1 protein-coding gene (only partly in view) is annotated in these 26,297 nt (G+C 61.8%); it reads right to left on the reverse strand.

Annotated elements, in window-relative coordinates; all coding sequences use genetic code 11:
- Positions 1–26,297 carry the 3' portion of an autotransporter-associated beta strand repeat-containing protein gene (locus tag ACILSO_RS01070; protein WP_395735497.1) on the reverse strand. The gene runs 16,321 nt beyond the window's last position, so only the last 26,297 of its 42,618 coding nucleotides appear in the window; its start codon lies off the right edge, out of view — the gene reads right to left on this strand; its stop codon occupies positions 1–3.

Raw genomic sequence — 26,297 nt, forward strand, 5'->3', positions numbered from 1 at the left:
CTAGCAGACGCCGGAGCGGCGGCGGCGGCGCAGCATGAGGCCCAGGAGGCCAAACATGAGGAACAGCGCCTTGGAAGGCTCTGGGACGACGATCAAGACACCGTAGCTGGCGAAGAGGCTGGTGTCCCAAAGGAGACCCGAGCCGAGAGTGGCGAGCTGCAGATCCTGTGTGGAAAGCAACGCCGTGCCATCCTGAGTCCTGCTGCCGACAAAGAATCCGGTGCCGTAGGAGGACCCAAAGCCGGTCACTGAGCTCCAGTCGAGGAGATTGAAGACATCGCCGCCACCAATGGACCCTGCGGTGTGCGTCACCACGATGTTTCCAAGGGAGTTCACATTCAGCGTGCCACCGACATTGACGTAGTCATGGCCGGTGAGATTGCCGAAGGTTCCGTTCAGCGCACCCTGCTGGTCGGCCGTTCCGGTCGAAAGGCCATTGATGAAGGTGGTGATGTCGGTGCTTCCATCCCAGCCGAGGGCGGAGAGATTCGTCGTGGGTGTGTTGGCCTGCAGAGTCAGGCGGGTCGTGTTCGTCGTGGTTCCAGTGATGGCTCCGCTCAAGGTCAGATTGCCGGTGACATTGATATGGCCGACCTGATCTCCCGCCGTAGCCAGAGTATTGACGCTGGAATTGCCAGGAGACATGCTGCCGACCGAACCGACGCTGCCCGTGGAATCTCCCACCACGAAGTTGCCCACGATCGTCGCACGGTTGCCGTTGTCAGCCTTCAGGGCTCCGACACCGCCGCCGCTGATGACACCATCATAGGTGTAGCCAGCTCCACCCTTGGAGCTCACATCCAGCGTGGTGGCAGTGTTCATGCCAATCCATGGGGTGTCGTCGATGGAAGCATTGGCTCCCAGCGTGACGCCACCGGCGTTGATCTGCGTGTTCCCCAGGTAGGTGTTCACATTGGTGAGAGTCATGGTGTTTGTCCCCGTCTTGGTGACAGCCACATTGTTCTGAATTACGCCACCGTAGGTGTAATCAGCGGTGGATCCCGTTCCCACGGTGAGGGTGTTCACGGTGGTGGCGGAGTTGGTGATGAAGCCAGAACTGCTCACAAAGGCTCCGGTCGTAGCCGCCGCAGTCAGCTGTTTGACGTTGGCGTTGAAGCCTCCCAAGTCCAGAACACCACGTCCGTTGGTGCTCAGATCGCCACCCTGTGCGAGGGCCGTGCTGGAGTTCAGGCGCACCGTGCCATCCACGATGTTGGTTCCGCCCGTGTAGGTGTTGTTGCCGGAAAGAATCACCGTGTCACCGCTCTGCTTCGTCAGGCTGCCGGCACCACTGATGTTGCCTTTGATTTCCAGAATGACGCCACGTGCGGAGTCGTTCTGCACGCTGTTGTTGTTGACGTCTGGCTGGCCAAGGCCAGGGCTGCCGTCCGTTGCACGGCCATTGTCCGTGCCGTTCGGCCCGTCCGTGAGGTAATTCTGTCCCACAAAGGAATTGCCTGCGAGCACGACGCTCACTCCCGAACCCAGGGTGCGGAACACGGCGCCCGATGCACCGCTGATCAGGTCATCAGAGCGGAGGAAGCCCTCGATGGAACCACCGTTCAGGGTGACGGTGGCGTTGGTGCTGAACTGGTCGGCGTTCACCTGCAGGGAGGCACCACCCAGGTTGATGGCACCGCTGCGGGCGTTGTCCATGCTCCAGCGCTCGATGGAACCCGCTTCGTAAGTGGCGGATTTGGTGAAGCCGGTGGTCATGATGTCGAGGATGCCATAACGGCGCACTGTCAGCGAGCCGGATCCCAGGGCGTTGGCGCTTGTCACCGCCAGCGCACCTTGTTCGATGACGGTGTTGCCGGTGTACCCGGAATTGTCGCCGCCGATGAAGGCGTAGCCGTTGCCCCACTTGATGAGGTTCTGGCTGCCGGACAGGCCGGTGAAGGAGATGCCGGTGGTGGCGCCCGAAGTGATCTGGTTGTTCGTGCCAGTGGCGTTCACGTCCAGGATGGAGGCACCGGTGCCCGAGAGATAGAGCGTTCCGGCATTCACCATGCTGCGGTTGCGGTTCAGGGTGAAGCGCACACGAGCAGGCGACAGCCCGGTGGTGTCGGTGGAGTTGATCTCAACATCGTTGATGTTCACCGTGCGGTCGTCCGCGCCCTGGTCCACATTGATCAGCGCATTGTCCACGACAATGATCCGGCCGAAGCTGTATTGACCGGTCAGCGTGCTGCCGCTGGTGGCGCTGAGCTGGAGTGTGGTTCCTGCACCGGAGGTGGTGCCGTTCGCATTCAGCGTGATGCTGCCGCCGTCGCCGCCACCGCCGAAGGTGTTGAACTGCAGTGTTCCCTGGTTCACCACCCAATTGCCGCCGAAGCCGTTTCCGGTGCCGCGGGCAGCCGTGGTCTGGTCCTTGGCAATGATGAGAGCGCTGCCGCCGAACTTCGTGATGCTGCCGGCATAGATGTCGCCGCTCATGGTCAGGTTTCCGGCATTGTAGAAGATGGCTTCCTTGTTGCCGTTGGTGCCGAACTTCAGATTCACCGAAATGGTCGGTGTGCCGGTGTTGAGCAGACCACCGCGGTCATCATCCGTTGTGCCATCGGCAAAGGTGATGGTGTTGATCTGGCCAAACCCTGGGCTGATGCTCTGGTTGGTGCGCAGGGCATAAATGCTCTGGTCTTGCGTCAGTGTCATCCCCGCCGTGCTGATATCGACGATCTGTGTGCCGTTGCCGTTGGTGGTAAACGCGCCGGTCGTGAGAGAGAAGCCAGAGGTGTAGGTGGCGTTGGTGAAGCCATTCGCACCATAAGTCACGAAAGTGTTGTCCGTGCCATTGATGTAATAGGCGGGCAGGATGGTATTGACGAGGCTTCCACCGGTGATCGAAGCCGCGCCGCCGCCCACAAGGAGATTGCTGTGGTTGAGAGTCGCCAGGGTTCCTGTTCCAAGGGTCCCTGCGGTGGTCGTGATTTGCAGGGTGGCCGCGCCACTGCGGGTCAGAGACGGAGTTTGCAGGCCCACGGATCCGTTGGCCGTTGCAGCCACCTGGATCACAGCGTTCTTCCGGAAGGTGATGGCACCCACGGCTTCCACGTTGGTCAAAGCCGGTGCGCTGCCAAGGGAGTTGATCTGCAGCTGGGCGCCGTTCAGATCGATCGCCGTGTTGTCATCCCAGCGGTTGAAATTCTGCGCTGTGACGTTGTTTTCAAAGCGGAGAATCGATCCTGGATGCAGCACAATCGCGTTCTGGTTGGCGGTGCCGCCCGAGTTGCGGAACGTGCCGGCGTTTTCCGCCTGCAGCTGGCCATACACATCCACCTGACCGCCGGTGCCGAGGGCACTGTTGGCGCCAGAGGAGGCAGCCGTGAACCGCAGCGTATTGTTGCGGCTGATGACCGTGGTTCCAGTGTAGGTGTTCACGGCATTGAGGACGACCGTGCTGTTGCCATTGCCGCCCTGGGTGCCGACGATGACCGAGTTGCCGGAGCCGGCCAGTACGCCGTTGGTGACAGTAAGCGTGTTGCCGCCGCCACCGATGCGGTAGAGGTTGCCGGCGCCCACGCCCAGCGTCGTGCCGGTGTAGTTCACTGCGGCGACTGCGCCAAGGAAGTATTGGCCGTTGCCAATGACGGACAGATCCATCGCATTGGCGTTGCTCACGTTCAGGGCGATCACGCCGCTGGAGTCGTTCGACAGCCAGCTCTGCAGGTTGGCACCGGTGATGCTGGCGTTGTTCACACGGAACAAGGACAGCTGCGGATTCACACTGTATTGGACGATCTGTCCGGCGGCGAAGGTCAGATTTGGCGTCGCGCCGCCAGCGGCGGAAATCAAGATGTTGCCTGTCGGATTGATGCGGATCTGGCTGCCACGCAGCATGGTGTTCAGATTCAGCGTCGGGTTTTCGCTGCTCACATCGCCAAAGCGAAGCAGACCGCCATTGACCACGATGCCGAGGCCATTGGTGCCGACGGTGCCCGCATACAGGCCGCCGAAGAGGCTGGAGCTGCTGTTCAGCCACAGATCGCTGCCGCCGTTCTTGATGATTGCCTGGCCGGTGCCGCCGTCGGTGATGGCGCCGTTAAGCAGCATCTGGCCGCCCGTAATGCTCAGCACCGGAGTGCCGGTAAGAGTCGTGCCACCGTTGATTTCGAGCACATAGTTGCCACTGGTGACGCCAAGGGTGGTCGATCCGATCGTCATGTCGCTGAATGCCAGGTGCTTGTTCGAGTAAGAGCCGGAGTTGCGGTCAATGGTGAGCGAAGAGTTGCCGTTGACGATGAGGCTGTTGCCTGTGGCGCTGTTGCCCAGCCAGAAGCGCTGGCGGGTGCTGTCATTGGTGCCGACGTCCAGGCGGAAGTTGGTGGCACCGCCCCAAAGCGTCAGCGCTCCCGTGCCCATGCCGCCATTAAACAGGGCGGTCGTGGTCACTCCCCCGACAATCGTGCTGGAGTTGCCAAGCACGTTCGGATTGCCGCTGGCGAAGGAGTTCAGAGAACCGGCAGCGAAGAAGAACAGCGTCTGTGGACCAGTCTGGGCGGTGGCCGCCGAGCCAATGGTGAAGGTCGTGCCGTTGGGGATGGTCTGGATGGTGGAACCCGCAGGAATGCCAGGGCCAGACACCAGCATGCCTACCACCAGGCCTGTCGTCGAAGGAACAGTGACAGTGGCGCTGGCCGCAACCGTGGCGCCGGTCATCGGCACGCCCACGCTGGTACCACGGATGGTCAGCGTACCCTGCTGCACCTGGATGCCGCCGGAGTTCGTGTTCAGCAGGCCGGTGCTGACGTTGTTGAGTTCCAGAGTCTGACCGCCGGTCTTCACCAGAGTCGCCCCGCCAGTCACCTGACCGTCAATTCTAAGGGTGGTGGCAATGCCATTGGCACCGGTGTTGATGAAGGCGAAGGCCGGGTTGCCATCGATGGTTCCGGGTCCAAGATCCAAACCACCCCGCGCAAGGACGTTGAAGGTGGTGCTGCCGGTCGGATTGTTCACATACAGTGTCTGTCCCTGCTCACCCGAAGAGCCGCCAAAGCGGATGCCACCCGCCATGACGAGGTTGCCCGAAGTGATGCCGGTATTCGCACCGACGCGGTTGGCGGTCAGAATGGCCTGCGCCACACCTTCACCAATGGCCAGACCGACATTGAAGGTGGTGGTGCCAACCACCGCTGTGAGCTGCCCACCCGTCAAGGTCGCGGCAGGCACGGCACTGATGGTGAAGGTGGTCGGGCTGGTGATCTGGGTGACGGTGAGACCGGCTGAACCCAGGCCATAGAGCACCATGCCAGGAACAAGGCCGGCGGTGCTGGCCACCGTGACCGTGGTGCCGGTCGAGGTGGTAACGCCTGTGAGGTTCACCACACCGCCAGCATTGGCGACGAAATTGTTGTTGGTGGCGGAGGCCTGGGTGACGGTGGCAGTCACCGCAGCTCCCGTGGCATTCACAAGACCAATGACGGAGCCGGCAATCGAACCGATGTAGGTTCCGGCAGGGATGCCGTTGCCAGCGATCGGCTGGCCAACCACCAGACCCGTGACGCTGGTGACCGTGATGGAGCTGGAACCCGAGGTGCTGGTGAAGGTGCTGGTGACGACCGCACCGACATCGGACGCAAGGTTCAGGGTGGTGTTGTAGTTGTTCAAGACGACCAGACCGTTGGTGCCCGCATTCATCTGCGCCAGGGTGGCCGTACCGCCGAGGTTTCCAGCCGCAAAGGCTGTGGTCCCTGTGGCAGGAGCGCGGAAAGTGAGGTTGCCCTGGTTAATGATCCAGTTGCCGTTGAAGCTGGCCTGCGGCGAGTCGATCTGAAGCGTGCCGCCGCCTTGTTTCACCACATTGGTGGCATTGACAATCTGACCGGTGGTGCCCGGGGTCATCCCTGGCTGGGTGGAGGACGCAGCCTGAGTCAAGATATTGCCGATGACCAAGGTGTTGTTGTTGTAGATGTCGAGTTCCTTGGCGGTGGGGCCCACATCCAGGCCTGGCACAAGGCTGACCGCACCGTTGGTGATGAGACCACCGCTCTGGAGGCGGATGAGGTCGGTCGCTGCGGCGGTGGTGTTGTTGGCGAAGGTGATGTTGGCATCCATGCGCAGCGCATAGGTGTCGAGGACCGTGCCGCCGGCGCCGTTGATCGTGGCAGCTGCATTGACAAAGGTGCGCTCGGTTGCCACCGCGGTGCCATTGGTGATCAGACCGGAGCGGGTGGCGTCAAAGCCAGCATTCACGAAGCCATTGGCGGCCGTGTAGGTGAGGAACTGAACGTCGGTGGCATTGACCATCCACGGAGCCAGCATGCCGTTGGTGATTCCACCGAGTGCGGCGATGCCGTTGGCACCGAGCCCCGAGAAGAGCTTGATGCGCTCGTCATTGCCGATCTGGCTGCCATTGGCTTCGTTGATCTGCAGGGTGGCGTTGTTGCCGGTGATGGCCAGACCATTGACGGTGCGGTTCAAGGTGCGGTTGATATCGGTTCCGGAGCCACCGCCCACCACGAGGGAGACGGTGCGGTCCAGCAGATCACGCTGCACCAGCAGCTGGCCGAAGCCCTTCACCGTGACATCACCGACGGTTTCAGTCACTTCGATGTCACGATTGCCCAGCAGGCGCAGTGTGGCGGAGTCAAGGGTCACGCCCTGCGTGTTCAGCCAGCGGCCCTGGCCGCCGTAGCCTTCCAGGCTGCTGGTGGCCAGCAGACCGGTGGCGTAATCAAACCGCAGTTCTGAGCTTGGACGCAGGACAAAGCTGCCGCCGGATGCATTGAAGATGCTGTCGGTGCCGGCTGCATTGAGGAACGTGCCGCCCAGACCACCCGCGATGATGGTGCCCCAGACATCGTAATTCTTCGAGGCCAGAGTGCCGCGGAAGTCCAGAACGCTGCCGCGGTTCACCGTGGTGGAGCCACGGTAGTCGTTATTGGTCAGCAGCACCACCGTGCCGCGGCCATTGCTACCTGTGAGGGTATCGACGTTCAGCGCGCTGTGGATCATGCCAACAATGAGGCTGGCGTCGCGCACCAGACCATTGGTCAGGATGTTGTTGCTGGCCATGTCGCTGCCGACATAGAGCGTGCTGCCACCGCTGCCGAGGCGGTAGGTGGTGCCGAGGCCGTAACCAAGGGTGGAGGCATTGTAGCTGCCGTTCAGGCCCACACCGTTGGTGGTCGAGCCGAGGAAGGCAGTGCCGTCACCAATGTTCATCAGGTTGATGACCTGGTTGTAAACCGTGTTCAAAGCAATGACGGCGCCGCCTGGATTCTTGCCGCCGCCATTGAAGCCGTTGCCACCCGCGAGGCCGTACCAGGAGGTGCTCTGCGGTCCGCCGAGGCTGCCGATCCGAAGGTTGAAAGAGGACAGCGGAGCATTCGCCGCCATGCGGAGGATGCCATAGCTTGCCATGAGGTTGCTGCGCAGATCAACAATGCCAGTCCAGCCGGAGACGATGTTGTTCAGGCTGTTGAACTGCAGGGCAACGCCCGGCTGGACCAAGATGTTACCGCGGCCCAGGTTGGAATTGGCCACAAGTCCGGGGACCAGGCCCGCAGCCGTGTCGCTCAGGGCGGCCATGTTGCCTTCAAACACCCCAAAGAAGGTGATGCCACCGTTGAGCACCGTGCCACCCTGCCAGCCGGCGCTGTTGTCACTGTTGATGTACAAATTGCCAGCACCCTGTTTATACAGCGTTCCATCGCCGGAGATTCCGCCATTGACCGTGGCATTCGGGTTGTTCGCGCCCAAACTCAGATAGCCATTCCGTACCATGGTGACGCTGTTGAACGCGATGCTGTAATTGTTGGCGGTGTTCACCGTCAGGAAGGCGGTCCCCAGCGGGCCGCCGAAGTTCAGATCGCCAAAGCGGACGGTCTTGTTGGAGGTGGCCGTTGCAAGGCGGTCCAGGCTGATGGTGGTATTGGTGCTGCCAATGTAGCTGCTGCCGATGGCGGCGGTGGAGCCGATGGTCAGGCTGTTGTTGGCAAAGGAGGTCAGCACCTGCATGTCGGCGGTGTTGTCACCATCATTACGGATGTTGAGGGTGGCACCATTGAGCGTGATGGAGGCATTGCTGTAGGCCATGCCGTTGAGGCTGCCCACCAGCGCGCTGGCGTTGGTGCCGCCAAACGGATCGAGAGCATTGCCCGAAGTGCGCACTTCCAAAGTTCCCGCCATGATCTGCCAGGCACCCACCTTGTTGGCACCCTGGCCCAGCGGATCGGCACTGCCATCCGGCAGCATGCTTGTGCGGCCATTCGTCAGGAACAGCGTGGCTCCGCCGATCTTGGTCAGGGTCTGGTTCGCAGCCAAAATCTGGCCGGAGATCACGCCGTTGCCGCCGACGGTGCCGGAAGCGGTTGGCGTGTTCAGGATGACGTTGGAGTTGGCATTGGCGCTCAAATCAAGCGTGCCGCCAATCAAGACGTTGGTGCCCTGGCCGCCTGTCCATGTCAGTGCAGGTGCATTCAGGATGACGTTGTTGACCATGTTCCAGGCGACCGGTGCGGTGCTGGTGGAAAGCGCGGAGGTGGTGTTTGCCTGGCCACCGCTGTTGAGCGCGGGAACGGTGATGTTCAGGCCGCTGCCGGCGCCAAACTGCATCACGTTGATGCCGTCCACGAGTTCGCCGGTCACATAGCCGTTGCCGGTGACCGCCGCGAGGTCGAGGGCCCCCCCCTGCAGCGAGACACCGCCGGTGCCAAGTGCAAGCGTGTTGCGAACGATCAGGCTGCTGGATGTGCCCGTAGGCAGCGAGGAGTTGGCCGCCACTGCGCTGGTGATACGACCGACTCCGATCACCGTGCCGCCGGTGTAGGTGCTGGCGAGCGGTGCTCCGTCTTTGTTGATCGGCTGGCTCAGAGTGAGGGTGCCGTTTCCAGTCTTGGTCAGGCCGACGCTGCCGGTGATGACTCCGGAGAAGGTGGTGGCCTGGCCAAGTCCGGCGTTGACCGTAAGGTTGCCTGATGTGCCGGTGACAGTGCCCGTGCCAGCGAGGCCGCCGACAGAGATGTTCTGGCTGTTGAGATCAAACACACCCGCATTGTTGACGACGAGGTTGATCAGACCGCCGGAAGGCACGGCGCTCTGGGCGGCAAACATCAGGGTGCCTTCCTGGATGGTCAGGTTGCGGAACAGGGTGGCGGTTGGAGCCATCACGTTCGCGGTGCCCGAGAGAAGGAGGGTGCCAAGGCCAGCCTTGGTGAAGTCGGTGGCTTCAATATTGCCGGAAAGGACTGAACTGCCCGTCTGACCACCGCTGACAAAGACCAGGGCTTCCTGTGCTGTGGCACCGGTGCCGAAGCGCAGATTGCTGCTGATGACGGGAGCGGCGCTCAGGCCGTTGTTCATGATCAAGCCGCCGCTGGCAATGCGCAGCAGGGAGGTGCCATTGGTGGCAGTGATGTTGCTGTTGGTGCGCAGGGCCAGCACATCAATAGTGCTGCCGGCCACCGCCTGCACACTGCTGATGTCCGCCAGGGAGGTGGCGGCAGAGGCGCCCAGCGTGCCGACCGTGGTGGCATTGTTCAATGCCAGGCCGCTCGTCGCATCCACATAACGCAGGAAGTTCAGGCTGCCGTCGTTCAGGCCAAGACCGACGATCGATGGCGTCGTCAGGATGCCATTGGTGTTGCCCAATGCGGCGCCTGGAATGAATTTTTCATTCGTTCCCAGGTCGGAGGTCAGATTGGAGCTGATGACTGTCAGCATGCCGTTGGTGCCGCGCGTGAGCGCTGTGGCCGTCAGGGCCGAAGTCACCGTGGTGACGCCGCCTGAGAGCCCCTTGAGCGCCTGCACACTGCCGCCATTGTAGGTGAGGCCGGTGACCGTCAGCGCCTGGTTGGCAATGCCGAAGGTCAGAGTCGTGCCATTGGTAGCTGCCGCCGTTGTGGGTGCGCTCAGAGTGATGTTGTTGCCGTTGACCGCCGTCACCACCGTGTTTGCGGCGATGCCTGTGCCGGTGATCGTCATGCCGGGAACGATGCCCGAGGAGTTGCTCACATTGAGGATGTAGCTGACCGCGCCCTGGGTCGTGCCGACGGTCACACCAGCGGGTGCCGTGCCTGTCACGGCCGTCATCTGCAGCGTGCCGCCGCCCAAGGTCACCGTGCCAGTGCCGAACGGCTGCTGGCCAGCAATCGCACCCATCGCAGTCGTCACCGTAGCACCACCACCGACGAAGCTGCCAATGGTCAGGCTGGTGAAGGCGTTGGTGGTGGAGTTGAGCACCAGCGTGCCGCCGCCAATCTTGGTCAGGCCGAAGGCACCCGTGATCGGCAGCGCTTCACCGAAGGTGCTGCCGCTGGAGACTTCGATCGTGCTGGCAACCGTCTGAATCAGCTGATGAGAGGTGGTAAAGGAACCGCCAATGGAAAGCACGCCGCCACGCAGGCGGACATCCGCAGCGAGGCCGGCCACCAGGTGGGCGGTGGAGCCCACGGCAAGGCTCAGGGTCGGATCACCCAGCTGGGCATCCGCAGTCACACGCAGCTGACCTGCGTCAACGGCCCAGGACGTGCCGTAGCTACCGTCGGCGGTGGTCTTGTTGTAGGCTGCCACGTTGCTGCCGGTGAGCACCAGCACGCCCGGTCCCTGCTTGAAGAGGGCGACACCACCAGCACCGCTGGAGGTGATGCTGGCATCAAATTCAATGATGCCCTGGGTGGTGTTGACGACGAACTGGCGGTTTTGCAGAGCGGCATTCGAGTTCACGTCCCAGACCGCGATTGTGTTGCTGTACACCTGGTTGCCGCGCCCTTCGAAGGTGATCGGCAGGGCAGCCCCAGTAGAGAGAGCGCCGAGAGCATTCACAATGGTCCGGTTCACACCGTTCGATCCGATCAAGGTGCCCCCGTTTGCATTGCCGGAGCCGAAAGTAAGGGCTCCGGTGCCGAACGGGCTGCTGACGACGGTCGGGATGGCCGCAGTGCCAGTATAATAGCTGTCAGCGCCGATGATGACACGTGCATTGTTCAGCGTTGTGCCACCCGTGAAGGTGTTGGCCGAGTAGCCGCTGGCATCCGCGCCGAAATACACCACACCGGAGCTGGTGGCTGCGGCACTGCCCACGGCCAGCGCTCCAGGGCCCGTGATCGCGCCTGCCATTTCAATGCGGCCCGTGGTGAGGGACTGGATGGTGAGCGTGCTGCCGGTGATGAGGCTGGTGCCACCGCTGAAGCGCGCAGTGTACATGGAGTTGCCCAGAACCGTCAGCGCAGTCGTGTTGAGGATCAGGTCACGTCCGAAGTTCACCTGACCGCTGAGGCCAAGTGTCGAGGCCGCGGTGGTCACAGCCAGCGGAGTGTCGCTGTTGCCCAGGGCGCCGTTGGTGTTGTTCATCACGCTGTTGCCGACGAAGAGACCGCCGGTGCCATTAAGCGTCGTGGTGCCGGAGTAGGTGTTCATGCCGTTCAGCACCAAGGCGGAGGCCCCGGTCTTGATCAGGTTGCTCCCTGCACCGCTGATGACACCCAGGATGCTCATTTCCGCGGTGTTTTCGATCGTGCGGGTGGCTGCAACACCGTTCGGGGCAAGATTCACATTGCCACGCAGGACGAAGTTGGCGCCCGCAGTGCGGAAATCGCCGACCAGATTCACATTGTTGAAAAGACTGATGCCGCCTGCGCTGACCGCACCTTCCGCCGCCTGACCGATGTTCACCCCGGTGCTGCTGGTGTGGTTGATCACCAGGTTGCCCGTGCCGAGGGCAAAGTTGTTGGAGATGTTGAGGCTCGTTCCGCGGTTGGCCCACGTGTCTCCGGAGAAGTTGTTCCGGTTGATGAGCGTCAGGTTGAAGTTGCCATTGATGACCGACTGGCTGTCGTAACCGATTCCGCCAACCGTGGCGCCGACCTGGACGGAGGTGGCTCCGGTAAGGACGTTTTCAAACGCACCCGCGCCAATCTGCAGAGTACCCTGGTTGCCGCCGCCGCCGAAGCGGTAAACGCCATCCGTGGAGGCTCCCAGCGTTGGGTTGAAGTAGAGCTGGTTGTTGACTCCGCTCATCGAGGTGCCGAGCCAGAGCTTCGGTCCGCTGGAGCCGCCGTTAAGGGCCAGTTCCATGGCACCGAGGTCGAGGGCGCCATACTGCCAGGAATTGTCGAGCGAGATAACGCCAAGGGCAGGACCCGTCGAGTTCAACTGGACCTTGCCATTGGTCGCACCGGCGGTGGTCAGCAGGCTCAGGATGTTGGCCTGGGTCAGCTTCGTGCCGTTGTTGTTGTAACCAAAGGACACACCGGAGTAGCCGTAGCTGTCACTGTTTGAGGTGACTTTCTGAGAGGCGATGTTGCTCGCATCCGCAAGGCGGATCAGCGTGCCAGGCAGGAGGTTGACGTCGCCCGCGCCGAACGGAGTGCCCGTGAGCGTCGTGCTGCCGATGAGGCTGGTGGCAGTGTTCTGCGTGGATGCCCAGACTTCCAGGCTGGTCTGGCCGGCAGTGCCGAAGGTGTTGGCGGCATTGGCAAACATCAGCCCGCCGTTGCCCACCTTGATAAGCTTGCCGTTGGCGCCGCCGACGACTGTGCCTTCGAAGATGGTCTGATTGGCAGTGCCAAAGCTGCTGCCAATGATGTTGCTGTTCGCCCCCAGCGTGGTGGTGCCGGTGACGGTGACACCGTTCTGCGAGAAGTTCAGGAAGATCGGAGAGTTGGCACCGAGGTCGGCAATCGTCAGAGATCCGATCCGCTGCATCACCCCACTGTTGTTGTTCGTGATGGTGGCGTCGGCATTGACGGTCACAGCGCTAAGGAGGTCGCCGGTGACGCGGTAGCCACTGGCGATCTGGGAGTCACGACCCGCATCATTGGAGATGAGGCTGTCAAGAACGAGCACACCGCCGTTGATGATCAGCGCCTGGCCATTGGTCGGAGTTTTCAGAGCGGCCAGCCCAGAGTTCACCACAGCAGTGGCCAGGGACAGCGTGCCCTGGTTCAAGGTGACCGGTCCGGTGATGGTGTTGGCGCCTGTCAGCAGCAGAGTGCCGGCGCCAAACTTGGTCAGTCCGGTCGCCGTGATCTGGGCGTTGATCTGAGCAGTACCGCCAGACGCCGTGTAGATGATGGCTTCACCTGGGAAGATGAGGTTCATCGGCAGAGTGATCGCAGACACAGAGGTGGATGCTGTCTGCGCGACGCTGATCGTTGCAGTGCCGGAGGTGTTGTTGAAGAGCAGGCCGCCGCTGCTGATGGTCAGATTGCTGAAGGCTGCTGTTCCGGTGATGTTCTGGTTGGTGCGCAGGGCGTACACGTTCGGATTGTCGCCCAAGGTCTGCGCGCCGCCGCTGACATCAACAATCGAGTTCGAGGCAAGGCCGGTGGTGAAAGTGCCCGTGCCCGTCATGCGAGCGCTGTATTCGATCTGTCCTGCTGCCGCAGAGCCCGTGCTAAGCAGCGCCTGGAAGCCGGACCCAATGCCCATCGGATCATAGCCCACGAAGCTGTTTTCGGTCGCATCAACGATCCATGGTGCCACCATCCCGCCGTTGGTCACGCCAGTGCCGTTGGTGGTGCTTCCGCCGCGCGCACCAATGCTGGCAAGACCGTTCGTGAGAATGATGCGCTCAAACGCGGTGGACACCCCGCTGGTCGGAATGCCGAGCGTGAGTGCCGTGTGGGTCAGGCTCAACGTGCCGTTTGAAACACGTGAGAAATCCTGTGCTTCAAAAGCAGCCGAACCAGCGCCGGCAGCCCGGATCACTGTAAGCGTGGAGCCTTTGCTCACGGTGAGCGTGCCCACCTTTTCATAGGACTGGGCATTGGCTGCGCCGTTGTAACGGAAGGTGGCGCCGTTCAGATCCTGGCCGGTGGCATCCGCCCAGCGGCCCTGGCCATCCGCCACCGCACCAATCTGGTCGGTGATGGTCAGAGCACCACCCGGGCGAAGCTGGATGACGTTGCTGTTGGCATTGAGGATGGAGTTGAAGAATGAAGGACTGTTCAAGCCGCCAGGTCCGCCCAGCTGCAGAGTACCATAGACTTCAACGGTTCCGGTGCCCAGAGGGGTGGATGTAGATCCCGTGTCCAGAGTGACCGTGGAGCCTCTGTAGATGCTGGTGCCACCGGTGTAGTCATTGGAGTTGCGGAAGATGACGCCGCCGCTGCCGGTGGTCAGGCCGTTGATGTTGCCCAGCATCGAACCAATGATGACTCTGGCCGTGGTGGCACCGCTGGCAGAACCCAGAACATTGTCCGAGCCCGTGAAGGCGAGGTTGGGGCCAGTGCTTGCCCCGAGGCGGTAAACATTGCCCGCACCAACGCCAAGCGTCGGGGCAACATATTGGATTTCCGTCGAGCCGTAGCCCCCGAGGAACCAGGTGCCGTCACCGTAGCTGGCCATGTTCAGCGGCGTATTCCACTCAGGGACCGCCAGTTGAAGAACCGCACCGAAGCCGCCGCTCGCCTTGATGATCGAATTCAGACCGGTGCCAGGATTGTAATCCGTGTCGAGAACAAGGGCAGAGAGGCTGTTGATCTGGCTGTCGAGGTAGAGACTGGAGACACCGCCAAGGCTGCCGTTGCCAGCAATGCGGAGCGCCGCGCCGGGCAGCACGCTGACAGGGCCGGTGCCGAGCGCACCGCTTGCCGTCGTGGTCACCTGCACCGCGCCGGCCTGTACAAAGGTACCACCGCTGTAGGTGTTGCCTGAGCTGGAGATGCGCAGCGTGCCGTAAGTGGTGGTGCCACCGCCGAACTTGTTGAGGGCGCCCGCACCGGTGATGGGGCCGGCCAGTTCAAGGAAGCTGGCGCCACCGGTGGTGGTGTTCACATTGGCATAAGCACCGCCAAGCGTCGTCGTGCCGGCGACTTTGAGCGAGTAGCTGTTCCCGCCCGAGAGCGTCAGCGTGTTGTTGGCCACAGACAGTGCGCCGATTTGGATTTGATTGCCAGTATTGGCCGACGGACGGTCCACATTGACCGTGCCATAACCGGTCACCGCCAGGGAGATGCCGCTGGAGGACTGGTTGCCATAGATGATGACGCCGTTCGGGCCACCACCGTTGCTGTTAAGTGCCAGCGTGCCGCCATTCAGGGTGACCGTGCCGGGTGTCGTGCCATTGGCACCACCCAGACCAAGCGGATCCTGAACCGTCAGCTGGCCGAGATTGATGAGCACTCCACCCGTGAAGCTGTTCTGCCCCGCATAGGTGTTGTTGGCCGTGATGTTGCCGAGTGTCAGCGTGCTGGAGCCGTTCTTGACCAGAGATGTCTTCTTGGTGCCGGCTCCGATCGCATCGACGATGTTGCCGAGGAAGGTGGTGCTGGTGATGCCACTGATCGTCAAAGTGCCGTTGGCCGTGCTGGAAGAGTTGCCCACGATGCCGCCGCCGGTCCCAGCCAGGCTGGCAAAGGTGGCCTTGCCACCATTAAGGTCGAGCGTGCCGGTGTCTGTGAGCACCAGGGCGGTGGTCTGCCGGGTGGTCGCCACAGCACTGCCGAGCGCGAGCGTACCGTTGTTCACGTTGAGCGCTCCATAGATGCTGTTGTTGCCGGAGAGAACCAGCGTGCCTGCGCCCGCTTTGGTGACCGTCCTGGCCTCGATGTTGCCACTGATGGTGGCTGGAGCACCGGCTGTGCCGCTGACATAGACGATGCCTTCTCCCGCACCGCTGGTGGATGGCACAACCGAAAGCGTGATGCCGCTCGCAGTGGCCGTGGCCGTTGCGCTGATGGTGATGGTGGTGGCGCTGGCAATGGTAGCGATCGTCGCACCGGCAGGGATGCCGGGGCCGGTGATCGGCATGCCGACAACCAGACCGGCCGTGCTTGGCACCGTCACCGTCGTCGAGGAGTTGGTGGAAGCATTGGTGATGCTGATGGCCGGAGCCTGGCCATTCACCACAAGGTTGGAAGAAACGGTGCTGCCCGCGTTGAACAGAATCGCACCCATGTCATTCAGGTTCACGCTGCGCAGCCTGATGGTGCCGTCGGTGATGTTGCCGGTGACCTTGAGGCCGAATACGTCCGCGAAGCTGCCGACGCCCACCGAAGTGGTGCTGTTGATGCTGACGACGCTGGCCGTGGTGGCACCTGCAAAGGTGTTGGTCAGTGTTGAGAACGGCGTGGCGGTGACAAAACCGACTGCGGGGTCATAATTGACGAAATCGGCCGTTGCATCTGTCGGGGAGGCGAGGCGGAGGATGCTGCCAGCGACGATGCCCGAATTGGAACCGACTCCCAAGTTGTTGAGAGTGAGCAGTCCGTTGCCAGGAGAAGCCGTGGTCTGGTTCAGGATGGTGGTGCCGAGCACGCGGGCGTCCGAGCCGGCAGTGTTGCCGAGGCTGCCTTCCACACCCGGGACGATGGCCAGAACACCGGCACCCACGCGGGCAAGGGTGGTGGCGGTGACCTGAATGTCATTGCCCATCTGCGCATCGAGACGCAGGTAGGAACCACCGGCAAAGTTCAGGGTCGGGATGGTGAATGCAGCGCCCGGGCCATTGGTGTTCACGCGAAGCGAACCGCCATTGATGGTGACCGCAACGTCGCCGAACGGCGTGCCCTGGGTGTTCTGGGTCATCAAGGTGGCACCATTGCTGATGGCGGTGTTGTCGTGTGCGTTGCCGCCCGTCTGGTTGCCATTGAGAATCAATGTGCCAGGACCATTGACGGTCAGCAGGCCGGTGCTGTTGGCGGTGATGCCGTTGACGGTGAATGTCTTGCCGGCGGCCACATTGATGCTGCCCGCGGCCGTCATGGTGATCACACGGTTGGTGGTGATGTTGTCGGTGACCAGAAGCTGGCCGCCGTTCATCGAAATACCGCCCGGCAGCACGTTCAATCCGCCGACATTGCCGAGGTTCACGTCATTGCTGATGCTCAGGATACCAGCGGTGATGGTCGTCGTGCCGAGGTAGGTGTTAGTGCCGCTGAGAACCAGCGTGCCGAGACCGGTCTTGGCAAATCCGGTTTGAGCGCTGACGTAGGTGAAATCACCGCTGATGATGCCGGAGGCCGTCAGTGTCGTGGCCGCGCCCACGTCGATGGTGCTGGTCTGGATCAACTGCATGTTGTTGGCGACCGTGAAATTCTGGTCCCAGCCTGCCAGCGTGCCGGAATTCAGGATGATGCTGCCTGGAAGCACGCCTGTGGAGCTTAGCGCGAGCGTACCCTGGCTGATGGCGGTGCTGGTGTAAGAATTGCCAGCGTTGGTAAGGCGCAGGATGCCGGCACCCGTCTTGATCAGGGTGGAGGAACCGGAGACCACACCGGAAAGGGTGACGATGCGGGTGGCATCCGCAATGTTCAGAGCACGGTAAGTAGTCGTGCTGCCAAGATCCACCGCTCCGCTCAGTGTCAGATCAATCTGACCCTGCGCACCGCCGCCGATGAATGCGTCAGCGCCAAATGCTCCGATGGTGGTTGTCGGACCGGCCAGGGCGCCGATGACACCCGTGGAGGTGAAGTTGATGTTATTGGTGATCGTCATCGGTCGAAGCAGACCAATGGTGGTGGTGACGCCAAGACCCGTCTGGTTGACTTCAAGAGTGCCGCTGTTGAAGGAAATCGTGCCGCTGCCCAGCGCACCGGCGTTGCCGAGACGCACGGTGGCGTTGCCATTGATGGTCGTGCCACCGCTGTAGGTGTTTGGGGTGTTCAGGATCACCGTGCCACCGTTGCCAATGAAGTTCGCCCCAGGAGTACCGGAAACAGCGCCGAAGATCGCTGCATTCGCACCGCTGAGCACTGCGCTGTTGATCTGCAGCGTGCCGCCACCCGTACCGATGCGGTAGCTGTTGCCGGAACCTGCTCCGAGCGTGGCGGCAGTGTAGTTGCCGCCTGCGGTGGAGCCGAGGTAGAGCTTGGTGCCAGCCTGCGTGAGCGCAGTGCTGAATCCGAGAACGTCGATCGCCAGCGTGCCATCAACATTGGCATTTGTGGAGGAGAACGTCACGCTGCCAGGGATCGTGCCATTGTAGCCCATGCCGAAGGCGCCGATGCCGTCGTTGCTTGTGTTGATGGTGGTGGCCGTGGTGCCGATGTTTGCGGCGCTGAGCACGCGAAGCGCGGCACCCGGATTGACGGTGATCGTCCCTGCGGAGGTAAGTTTTTCGTTCGCAGGCGTTGTGCTGCCCACGCGCGATTCAAGCACGCCCTGCTCCACAATGATGTTGCCGGCGTAGCTGGAGGCACCGCCGAGAACAAGGTTCGAAGTGCCCACCTTGGTGATGGAAGGCGTGGAACCCGTGAACGTGCCGAGAACGTTCAGCTGATTGCTGGTGAAGATCGTCGTGGCCGCAGTGCCGTTCATGGTGAGCGCACCAAAGATGGTGTTGGTATTGCCACCCTGGACGCCGAGGGAAGTGCTTCCCGATCCCATGGTCACCGCACCGACAGCGGTGCTCGCGACGGTGGCGCTGAGGATGCCGGAGGAAGTAACGCTGACCGGATTGAGGAAGAAGGTGTTGGTGACGCCCGCGTTGTAGGTGCCGGTGGCCAGCGTGATGGTCGAACCCGCTGTGTACAGTGAGCCGCCAAGGGCATACTGGGCACCGGCGGACAGCGTGCCATCATTGACGGTAATGCCGCTGCCACCTGCAGTGAGACGAGCGTTCGATGCGGCAGTGATGGACAGCACGCCCGGGCCGTTTTTGATGAAGCCGGTCATCGTGCCTCCTGCAAAGGCGGTGCCGATGGTGGAAGTGACGGCAGTGTTGGCCTGGAAGGCGTTTTCAACCGTGATCGTCGGCGTCGCGGTGTTGAACGTGATTGCACCCGTCAGCGTCAGGTTTTGCTGGGTCACACCAAAGTTCAAGGTGTTCGATGGATTCGTGACGTTGATCGCATTCGTGGCGGTGATCGCGCCGCCGCCTGCCAGCAGGCGAGTGTTGTCGCCCGAGATGGTCAGCGTGCCTGTTCCCAAGCCTGCGGCATTGCCGATGATGATCGAACCGGCGGAGAGAGTCACGCCACCCGAGAAGGTATTGGCACCGCTCAGGACGAGGCCGCCCGTGCCATTCTTCAGGATCGAGCCCGTTCCAATGTTGGCCGCGCTGAGAATCAGACCCACGGGGGAAACCCCGCCCACGTTGATCGTGCGTTGTGCAGAACCCAGGTCAATGATGCTGGAGATAGTCGGGATGAAGCTCAGGTTGTCATTCGTGGAAGTGATGCTGCCACCGGTGAAGGTGATCGTGCCACCTGTGATCGTCGGAGTAGCCGCTCCACCCGTGTTGTTGAAGGTGATGTTGCCGCTCACCGCATTGGTGCCGGTGTAGGTGAGCGTGCTGCCGCCGTTGAGCACGATGTTCGTAGCCGCTGCGATCTGGTTGGCCGTGGTCGTCTCAGTGACCGCAGCGTTGTTGATCGTCAAACCGGTGGTGCCCGCAGGGATCGTTGTTCCGACACCATTGAGTGTGAGCGTGCCGCCATTGACCACCGTGCCGCCGCTGGTGGAGCCATACGTGTTGGCCGCAGTCAGCGTCAGCGTGCTGCCGCCATTCTTGACCAGCGACATGTTCGCGCCTGTGATGGCCGTGGCGATAGTCAGCGTGTTGTTGGCGAACACAAACAGTTCACTGCCGCCAGAGGTCAGCGCGGTGCCGCCGGTGATGGTGCTCGCAGCGCCATTGGCCAGCAAGCCGCCCGTGCCCAGGGTCAGGGTTTCACCACCCGCAAGGGTGATGGTCGAAACCGCGCTGATACGCAGCGAGTTGATCGTCCGGGAACCGGTGTCCGTCACGTTCGCCCCAACCGTGATGTTGTCGGTCGCGCCACCTGCCGTAAGCGCACTGCCGGAATAGGCTGGATAACCCGTCGTTCCCAAGGCACCGACGCCGCCGCTGGTTCCGCTCGGCGCAATGTAACCGGCAAAGTCAGTTCCGTTGACGGTAGCCCAGCCGCCCAGAATGCCATTGGTCGTCGCTGGTGCAACGCCGTTGACCTGGGTCAAAATGATCTGGCTGTTGTTGGTGCCGCCGAGGCCGGGGTTGGTCCCGGTGAAGTTCACAGCGGAGGAGGTGTTGCGCACCAGGTTGCCGATGGTGAACGATGTGGGCAGCACGGTTCCCGTGGCAGGAGTCACCGTGATGGTGTTCTGGCCGGGCTGCAGATTGACCGTGCCCGTGGAGGCGCTGCCCTGAACCCCGAGATACGTGAGAGTGCCGCCGTAGAGGTCGATGCTGCTGGCCACGCGGTTGGCTCCGAGATCGGAGGCGGTGTAGAGGCCGGTGTCGTCCAGCGTCAGGGTGCCAAAGTAGTTGGTCACTCCGCTGGTGCCGGAGAGACGGCCCTGATCACGCAGTGTCAGGCCGCCGCCGCGGATGATCGTGGCACCCGTATAGGTGTTGTTGCTGACCAGCGTGGTCGTGTTGTTGCCTGAACGGGTGAAGTTCATCACGCCCGTGCCGTTTTGGATGACTCCTGCAAAAGTGGAGCTGCCCGCCGCGACTGAAGTCAGGGTCACCGCTGTGGAACCGCTGTTGGTGATGATGCCGCCAGTTCCCGCCAGCACGCTCTGGCTGTTGAGCGTACCCACCGCCTGATTCTTGCCGAACAGGTCAAGAGAACCACCGTTGACCGCCACGTTGTTGATCGCAACGCCGGCGGCTGTGACGAACACAGGCAGCGTGTTGTCCTGACCGCTGTTGAGTTTCAGAATGCCGTCATTGATGGTGGTGAAATTGCCGGCGTTGAAGAAGAACTGCGGCTTGGTGAACTCCATCGCTCCAGGACCGGCCTTGACGAAGCTGTTGGAGAACTGGCCATAGCTGCCAAAGGTGAACATGTTCACCGTGTCGAGCTGGTGAACGTAAAGCTGGGCGCCGCCCGCTCCGACGATGCCGCCGCTGAAGTCGGCCCCGCTGGCGTCCTTCACCAGGATGGCGCTGGCACCCAGGGTCAAAGCCCCGGCATTGCCAATGGCTGTCAGGGAAGAACCGCTGGTCAGCGTGAGACTGTTCACCGTGGCGGTGCCGAAGATCTGCGATCCCGTCATCGCAACGTTCGAGGTCGTGGCAACCGCACGGAACAATCCAGGCGCAAGCTCGGCAGCCGTCAGCGGACGAAGACCACCAATCGAGGAATAGGTGGCAAAGTTTGCGCTGGCCGCAAAGGCTGTCGTTCCGATGGCATCGGTCATGTCCGCGCTGGCAATGATGTCATTGCGGATGCTCATGGTATTGCTGCCGTCACCGGTGGCACCACCGATGAAGTTGACAATGCTCGGAGCAAACAGATTGGCGACGCCTGCAGCCGGCTTGGCACCGAGGTTGTCACCACGCACGATCAGGGAGCCGCCTGCAGTGATAGCGGCGATGTTGCCGACGTTGAGGATCAGCGACTTGTTAAGATCAGCGTCCAGAGTGATGATGCCGCCGCTGGCACTGACGTTCAGAGCTCCGTTGGTGCCGAGGTTCAGGGATTCGACCGTGTCGGAAGCGCTGTTTCCAATCATCTTGAACTCGCCACCCACAAGGGTCAGGTTGCGAAACAAGCCGGAACCAACCGCATAGTCGGTACCGCCAAGGCGGTTGTTGGTGTTGGTGGCGCTGTTGTCGAGGACGAGCATGCCGCCGCGGTTCACCGTGTAAGTGGTGAACTTCGCGCTTCCCGCGCCGCTCAGGGTCGAAGTGCCCTGCGAGGTCGTAAAGATGCCGTTGCTCATGGTGTTCATACCCGTGGCTGAATTCAGCGTCATGTTGCCGGTGCCGAGCTTCAACAGGTTGAAGGACGTGCCCGTCTGGTTGCTGGAGGCAAAGACACCCGAGAAGGTGAATGACGAATTGTCGAAACCGGTGCTCAGGGTGGCGCCCGTGCCCGAATTGTTGGTGATCAATCCAGTGCCGGTGATGGATCCGCTCGCGGTCGATGCACCGCTGAGATCGAGAGTCCCGCCAGTCGCCAGCGAGATGCTGGAGAATCGGGAGAAGGCATTGGTGTTGCCCACACGCAGGGTGCCATCATTGACGGTGGTGGTGCCGTTGTAGGTGTTGCCAATGTTCGCCAGCACGAGCACGCCCGGGCCGGTCTTGGTGAACGCAAAGGAACCAGTGTAGGCAGCGCCCAGGGTGCCGACGACGGCGGGAGTGTCCACGTTGATGGTCTTTGTACCGGCACCAAAGGTGACGAGTCCGTTGAGGACCAGGTTATTGGAGCTGATACCGTCAATAACGAGGGTGTTGCTGGGGTTGGAAACAGTGACCGCGTTGTAGATCGTGCTGCCCACACCGGTGACCTTCACACCGTCGTTTGCGATGGTGAGTGTGCCGGTGCCCAGGGGGCCGGTGGTTTTGACACCACCCGTCAGCGTGTCACTGACACCCATCATCAGGATGCCTGCATTCAAGGTCACACCACCTGTGAAGGTGTTCTGCGCGTTGAGCGAGAGGAGGCCGGAACCCGCTTTCACCAGCGAACCATTCTGAAGAACCGCCGAACTGACCAGACTCACGGTGGACAGACCGTTGGTGGTAAACGTGCGGGCCGCTCCGCCAAAGTCGATGGTGCCTGCCAGCGTCGGGAAGGTGCTGAAGCTGTCGTTGTTGGCCGTGATGTTGCTGCCGAGGGTCAGGGTGCCGCCGCTGGTCAGTGTCGGATTGCCGGCACCGCCGGTGTTGTTGAAGGTGACGCCGCCGTTGAAGGTGTTCGCTCCGGTCAGGGTCAGCGAACCGCCGCCGTTGATGTTGATCGCGGTGGCTGTATCGATCTGCGCCGCCGTGCTGATTGTCACCGCCGCGTTGTTAATCGTCAGGCCGCCGGCGGAAGGAATCACGATGACTGCTGCAGCACCGGTGGTGTTGACCGTGCCACCGTTGAAGACGGTGCCACCGGTGTAGGTGTTGGCCACCTGAGGCGAAAGAGTGACGGTGCCTGCATTGGTCACCACCAGCGCCGTCGTTGCTCCAGCCGCACCATTGTTGACGATCTGCGAGTTGATCGTCAGCGTGTTGGCGGCGTTGTAAACAAGGAGTTCAGAGGCGAGCGATGCCGTCGTGCCCCCCGAGGTCAGCACACCACGAGCACCCGCCGTGGTTGTACCGATCGTGGCAGTGGCACCGCTGTGGAGCAGACCGCCGCTCACGAGATTCAGCGCATTGGCTGTGGCATCCGAGGTGAAGGTCAGGTTGGCTGCACCCACCAGGTTGAGGGAATTGAGCTGATAAGGGATGGCTGGAACAGCGCCTGCAGCAGAAAGCTTGATGTTGTAGGCAGCCTGGGATGCGGCTGGAAGAATGACACCATCATAGTTGGCAAAATAGCCACCGGAGCCAAGAGCACCAACACCTGCGTTCACATTGTAGGTGGCAAATTCAAGACCGTTCACCACCGCCCAGCCGCCGATCAAGTTGTTGGTCAGCGTTGGAGTGGCAGTGATAAAGATATTCGAATTGCCTTCGACTGCCGTGCTGGCGTAGTTGTTGAGGCCCAGATTCGTGCCCGTAAAGTTCACAGCGGCACCCGTTTGGCGGGCCAGGCTGGCCATCGTCAATGTAGCCGTTCCGGTGTTGCCAGCGGTGGCGCTGATGGTGTTGAACCCGCCGGAATTTGCGCCGCCGAGAAGCGTCACCGCACCGACGGATTCTGTTGTGAGCAGGCCGGGGGCGCCGGTGAGTGTCAGGGTCGCGCCCTGAAGTCCGATCGGCAGCGTGTCCGCCACGCGGTTCGTGGAATTGTAGGTCGTCAGACCGCTGAAGTCCATGTTCAGCGTGCCGAAGTAGTTGTTGATCGCAGGCGCTCCGCTGGCAGGTGCGATGGCACCGGCGTTCAGCAACTGCAGGACACCGCCACGAATCGTTGTGGCACCGGTGTAGGTGTTTCCGCTGACCAGCGTTGTGGTGGTGTTACCGGAGCGGGTGAATGCGAGGTTGCCCGTAATGCTGCCGCCGAATGTGCCGCCGCCGCTGGTGGTGAAAACGGCCGCCGTGCCGCTGCTGTTTGTGATGATGCCGCCGGCTCCAGGCAGCGTGTTGTTGCTGGAGATCGCACCCACGGCCTGGCTGCGGCCATTCAGGTCCAGAGCGCCACCATTGACGGTGACAGCCTGCAGACCAATGCCAGTGGCGGTCGGGTTGACCACCAGAGTGTTGTCCGCCGCGCCATTGAGCATCAACGTACCTTCGTTGACGAAATGGGTTCCGATGGTGAACATCGGTTTCTGCAGCGTCATCGTTCCTGCCCCGGCCTTGGTGAAGCCGTTGGCGGTGTTGATGATGTAGCTGTTGACCGTAACATCGCCAGGAGTGTAGGCCCAGAAGTGCGAGCCGCCGTTGGTGATCTGGCCGCCATTGAAGCCCGTGTTGCCGCTCTTGGCCAGGAATGCCAGGCCACCCAGTGTCAGAATACTGCCGTTGTTGTAGCCGGTGACTCCACCACCGCTTTCAAGAGTCAGCGTGTTGATGGTGTCCGTGGAGAACGACTGGCCGCTGGTGAGGCTCAGGTTCGCCGTGGTGGTGTTCATGCTCGTGATGCTGCCAAGGACTTCACCTGCTCCGAGGGCCTGGAAGCCGCGGCCGGGAAGATAAGTCGCAAAGGAAGTCCCCGTGCCTGTTGCGGACGTGTCCGCAAGCATGTCAGTACGGATGCTGCGGTTGGCGAGACCCGGCAGGTTGGCGCCACCAGTGAGGTTGTTCACTGTTGTGGCATAAACATTCGCCACGCCTGCGCCAGGTGCCGAACCCAGATTGGAGCCACGAACAACCAGATGTGCACCATTGGCGGCCAGTGTTGCCACCGATGCAAAGTTCAGCGTGGTGGATCCCGCCCCTGGCACGACGGTCAGGAATCCGGCACCAGAACCTGGATTGAGCACGTTGAACGACTCGTAGCTGCCGGCCGAACTGCCGAGGATTTTAAACTCGCCACCCGCAACCGTGAGGCTCTTCAGCAGGCCGCCCAGGCGGTTGTTCACGTTCGTGCTGCTGTCATCAAGGATGAGCGAGCCGGACTGGTTGACCACAGTGGAAGTGAAAGCGGTATTGGCGTTGCCAGAATAGGTCACTGCTCCACCGTTGATGGTGAAGGTGCCGGTGGAGGTGCTGGTGCCGCCGGTCAGACCAAAGGAGCCGGAACCGATTTTCGTGATGTTCGCATTGCCCAGCGTGGAGAGGCTGTAAGCGTTGATGCTGCCATTGAAGGTCGTGCTGGTGTTGTTGGCACCGAAGGTCAGCGTCGCGGAACCACCGTTGTTGGTGATGGTGCCGGCGCCCGAAAGCTGGCTGATCACTTCACCAAATCCATTGATGTCCAGGGTGGAGCCCGCCGCCATCGTAAACACCGAGGAGTCCGGAATGGTGTTGGCCACTCCGAGGAACAAGGTGCCGCCGCTCAGCGTTGTCGCGCCGCTGTAGCCATTGCCGGCCGAGGTCAGGCGCACGCCACCGGTGCCAGCGATGGTCAGGCCGCCGGTTCCCTGCACAGGTGCAGTGATGTCGAGACTGATTGGCGCGAGGCCCGAGGTGGTGATGGTCCTCTGCGCGGTCAGGTTCACATAGCCCGGAGCAGTGGCGGAAATCGTCGGAATGAAGCTGAGACTGTTGTTGCTGCTGGTGATGTTGCCTCCCAGAGTCAGAATGCCCGCTCCCACGGCGAGGGTCGGGTTGGCATTACCGCCATCATTAGTGAAGGCCAGAGTGCCATTGAGAGCGTTGTTGCCCACATAAGTGAGGGTGCTGCCTCCATTGATGGTGATGTTGGCCGATGCGGCAATCTGCCCCGCCACCGTGTTCATGGTCGCTGCGGCGTTGTTGAGCACCAAGTCCCCTGGGACGACGATGGTTCCGGCGATGCCGCTAAGATTGAGCGTACCCTGGTCCACAATCGTCGGGCCTGTGTAGGTGTTCGAAAGCGAGGACGAATAGGTCAAGCTGGACGAACCCGTGGCCGTCGCCGCCGCGGAAAGCGTGATGTTCGTGCCTGAAATGGAGGCGATCGTCGTGCCGGCTGGGATGCCGGCTCCCGTCACCGCCTGGCCAATGACCAGATTCGCGTTGCTGCCGACCGTGACCACGGCACTGCCCGCAGTCGTGGTCGTGTTCAGCTGCAGCGGAGCCACGAAAAGCGCCACTGCGCCGCCGGCAGTCACAGGCTGGGAGAGGGTGATCGTCGTTGGCGTCAGACTGGTGATGACCGCACCGGCGGGGATGGCCGAGTTCGCCGTAAAGGCACCGCCGGAGGCGATGGTCGCCGTGGCGTTGTTGCTCATGGTAAACTGGGTCGCACTCGTGACGCCTGTGACCGTGGTTCCGGCGGGGATGCCGACACCTGTCACCACCATGCCGACACCCAGACCGGAGGTCGATGTAACGGTCACAGTGTTATTGCCTGCGGCGGTCACACCACCCGCAAGCGCGATGGAAGCACCGACGCCGCTGATGGCGGAACCCACTGTCAGACCGTTGGTGCTGGGCA

The sequence above is a fragment of the Prosthecobacter sp. genome (genome assembly GCF_044226605.1).
Classification (GTDB): domain Bacteria; phylum Verrucomicrobiota; class Verrucomicrobiia; order Verrucomicrobiales; family Verrucomicrobiaceae; genus Prosthecobacter.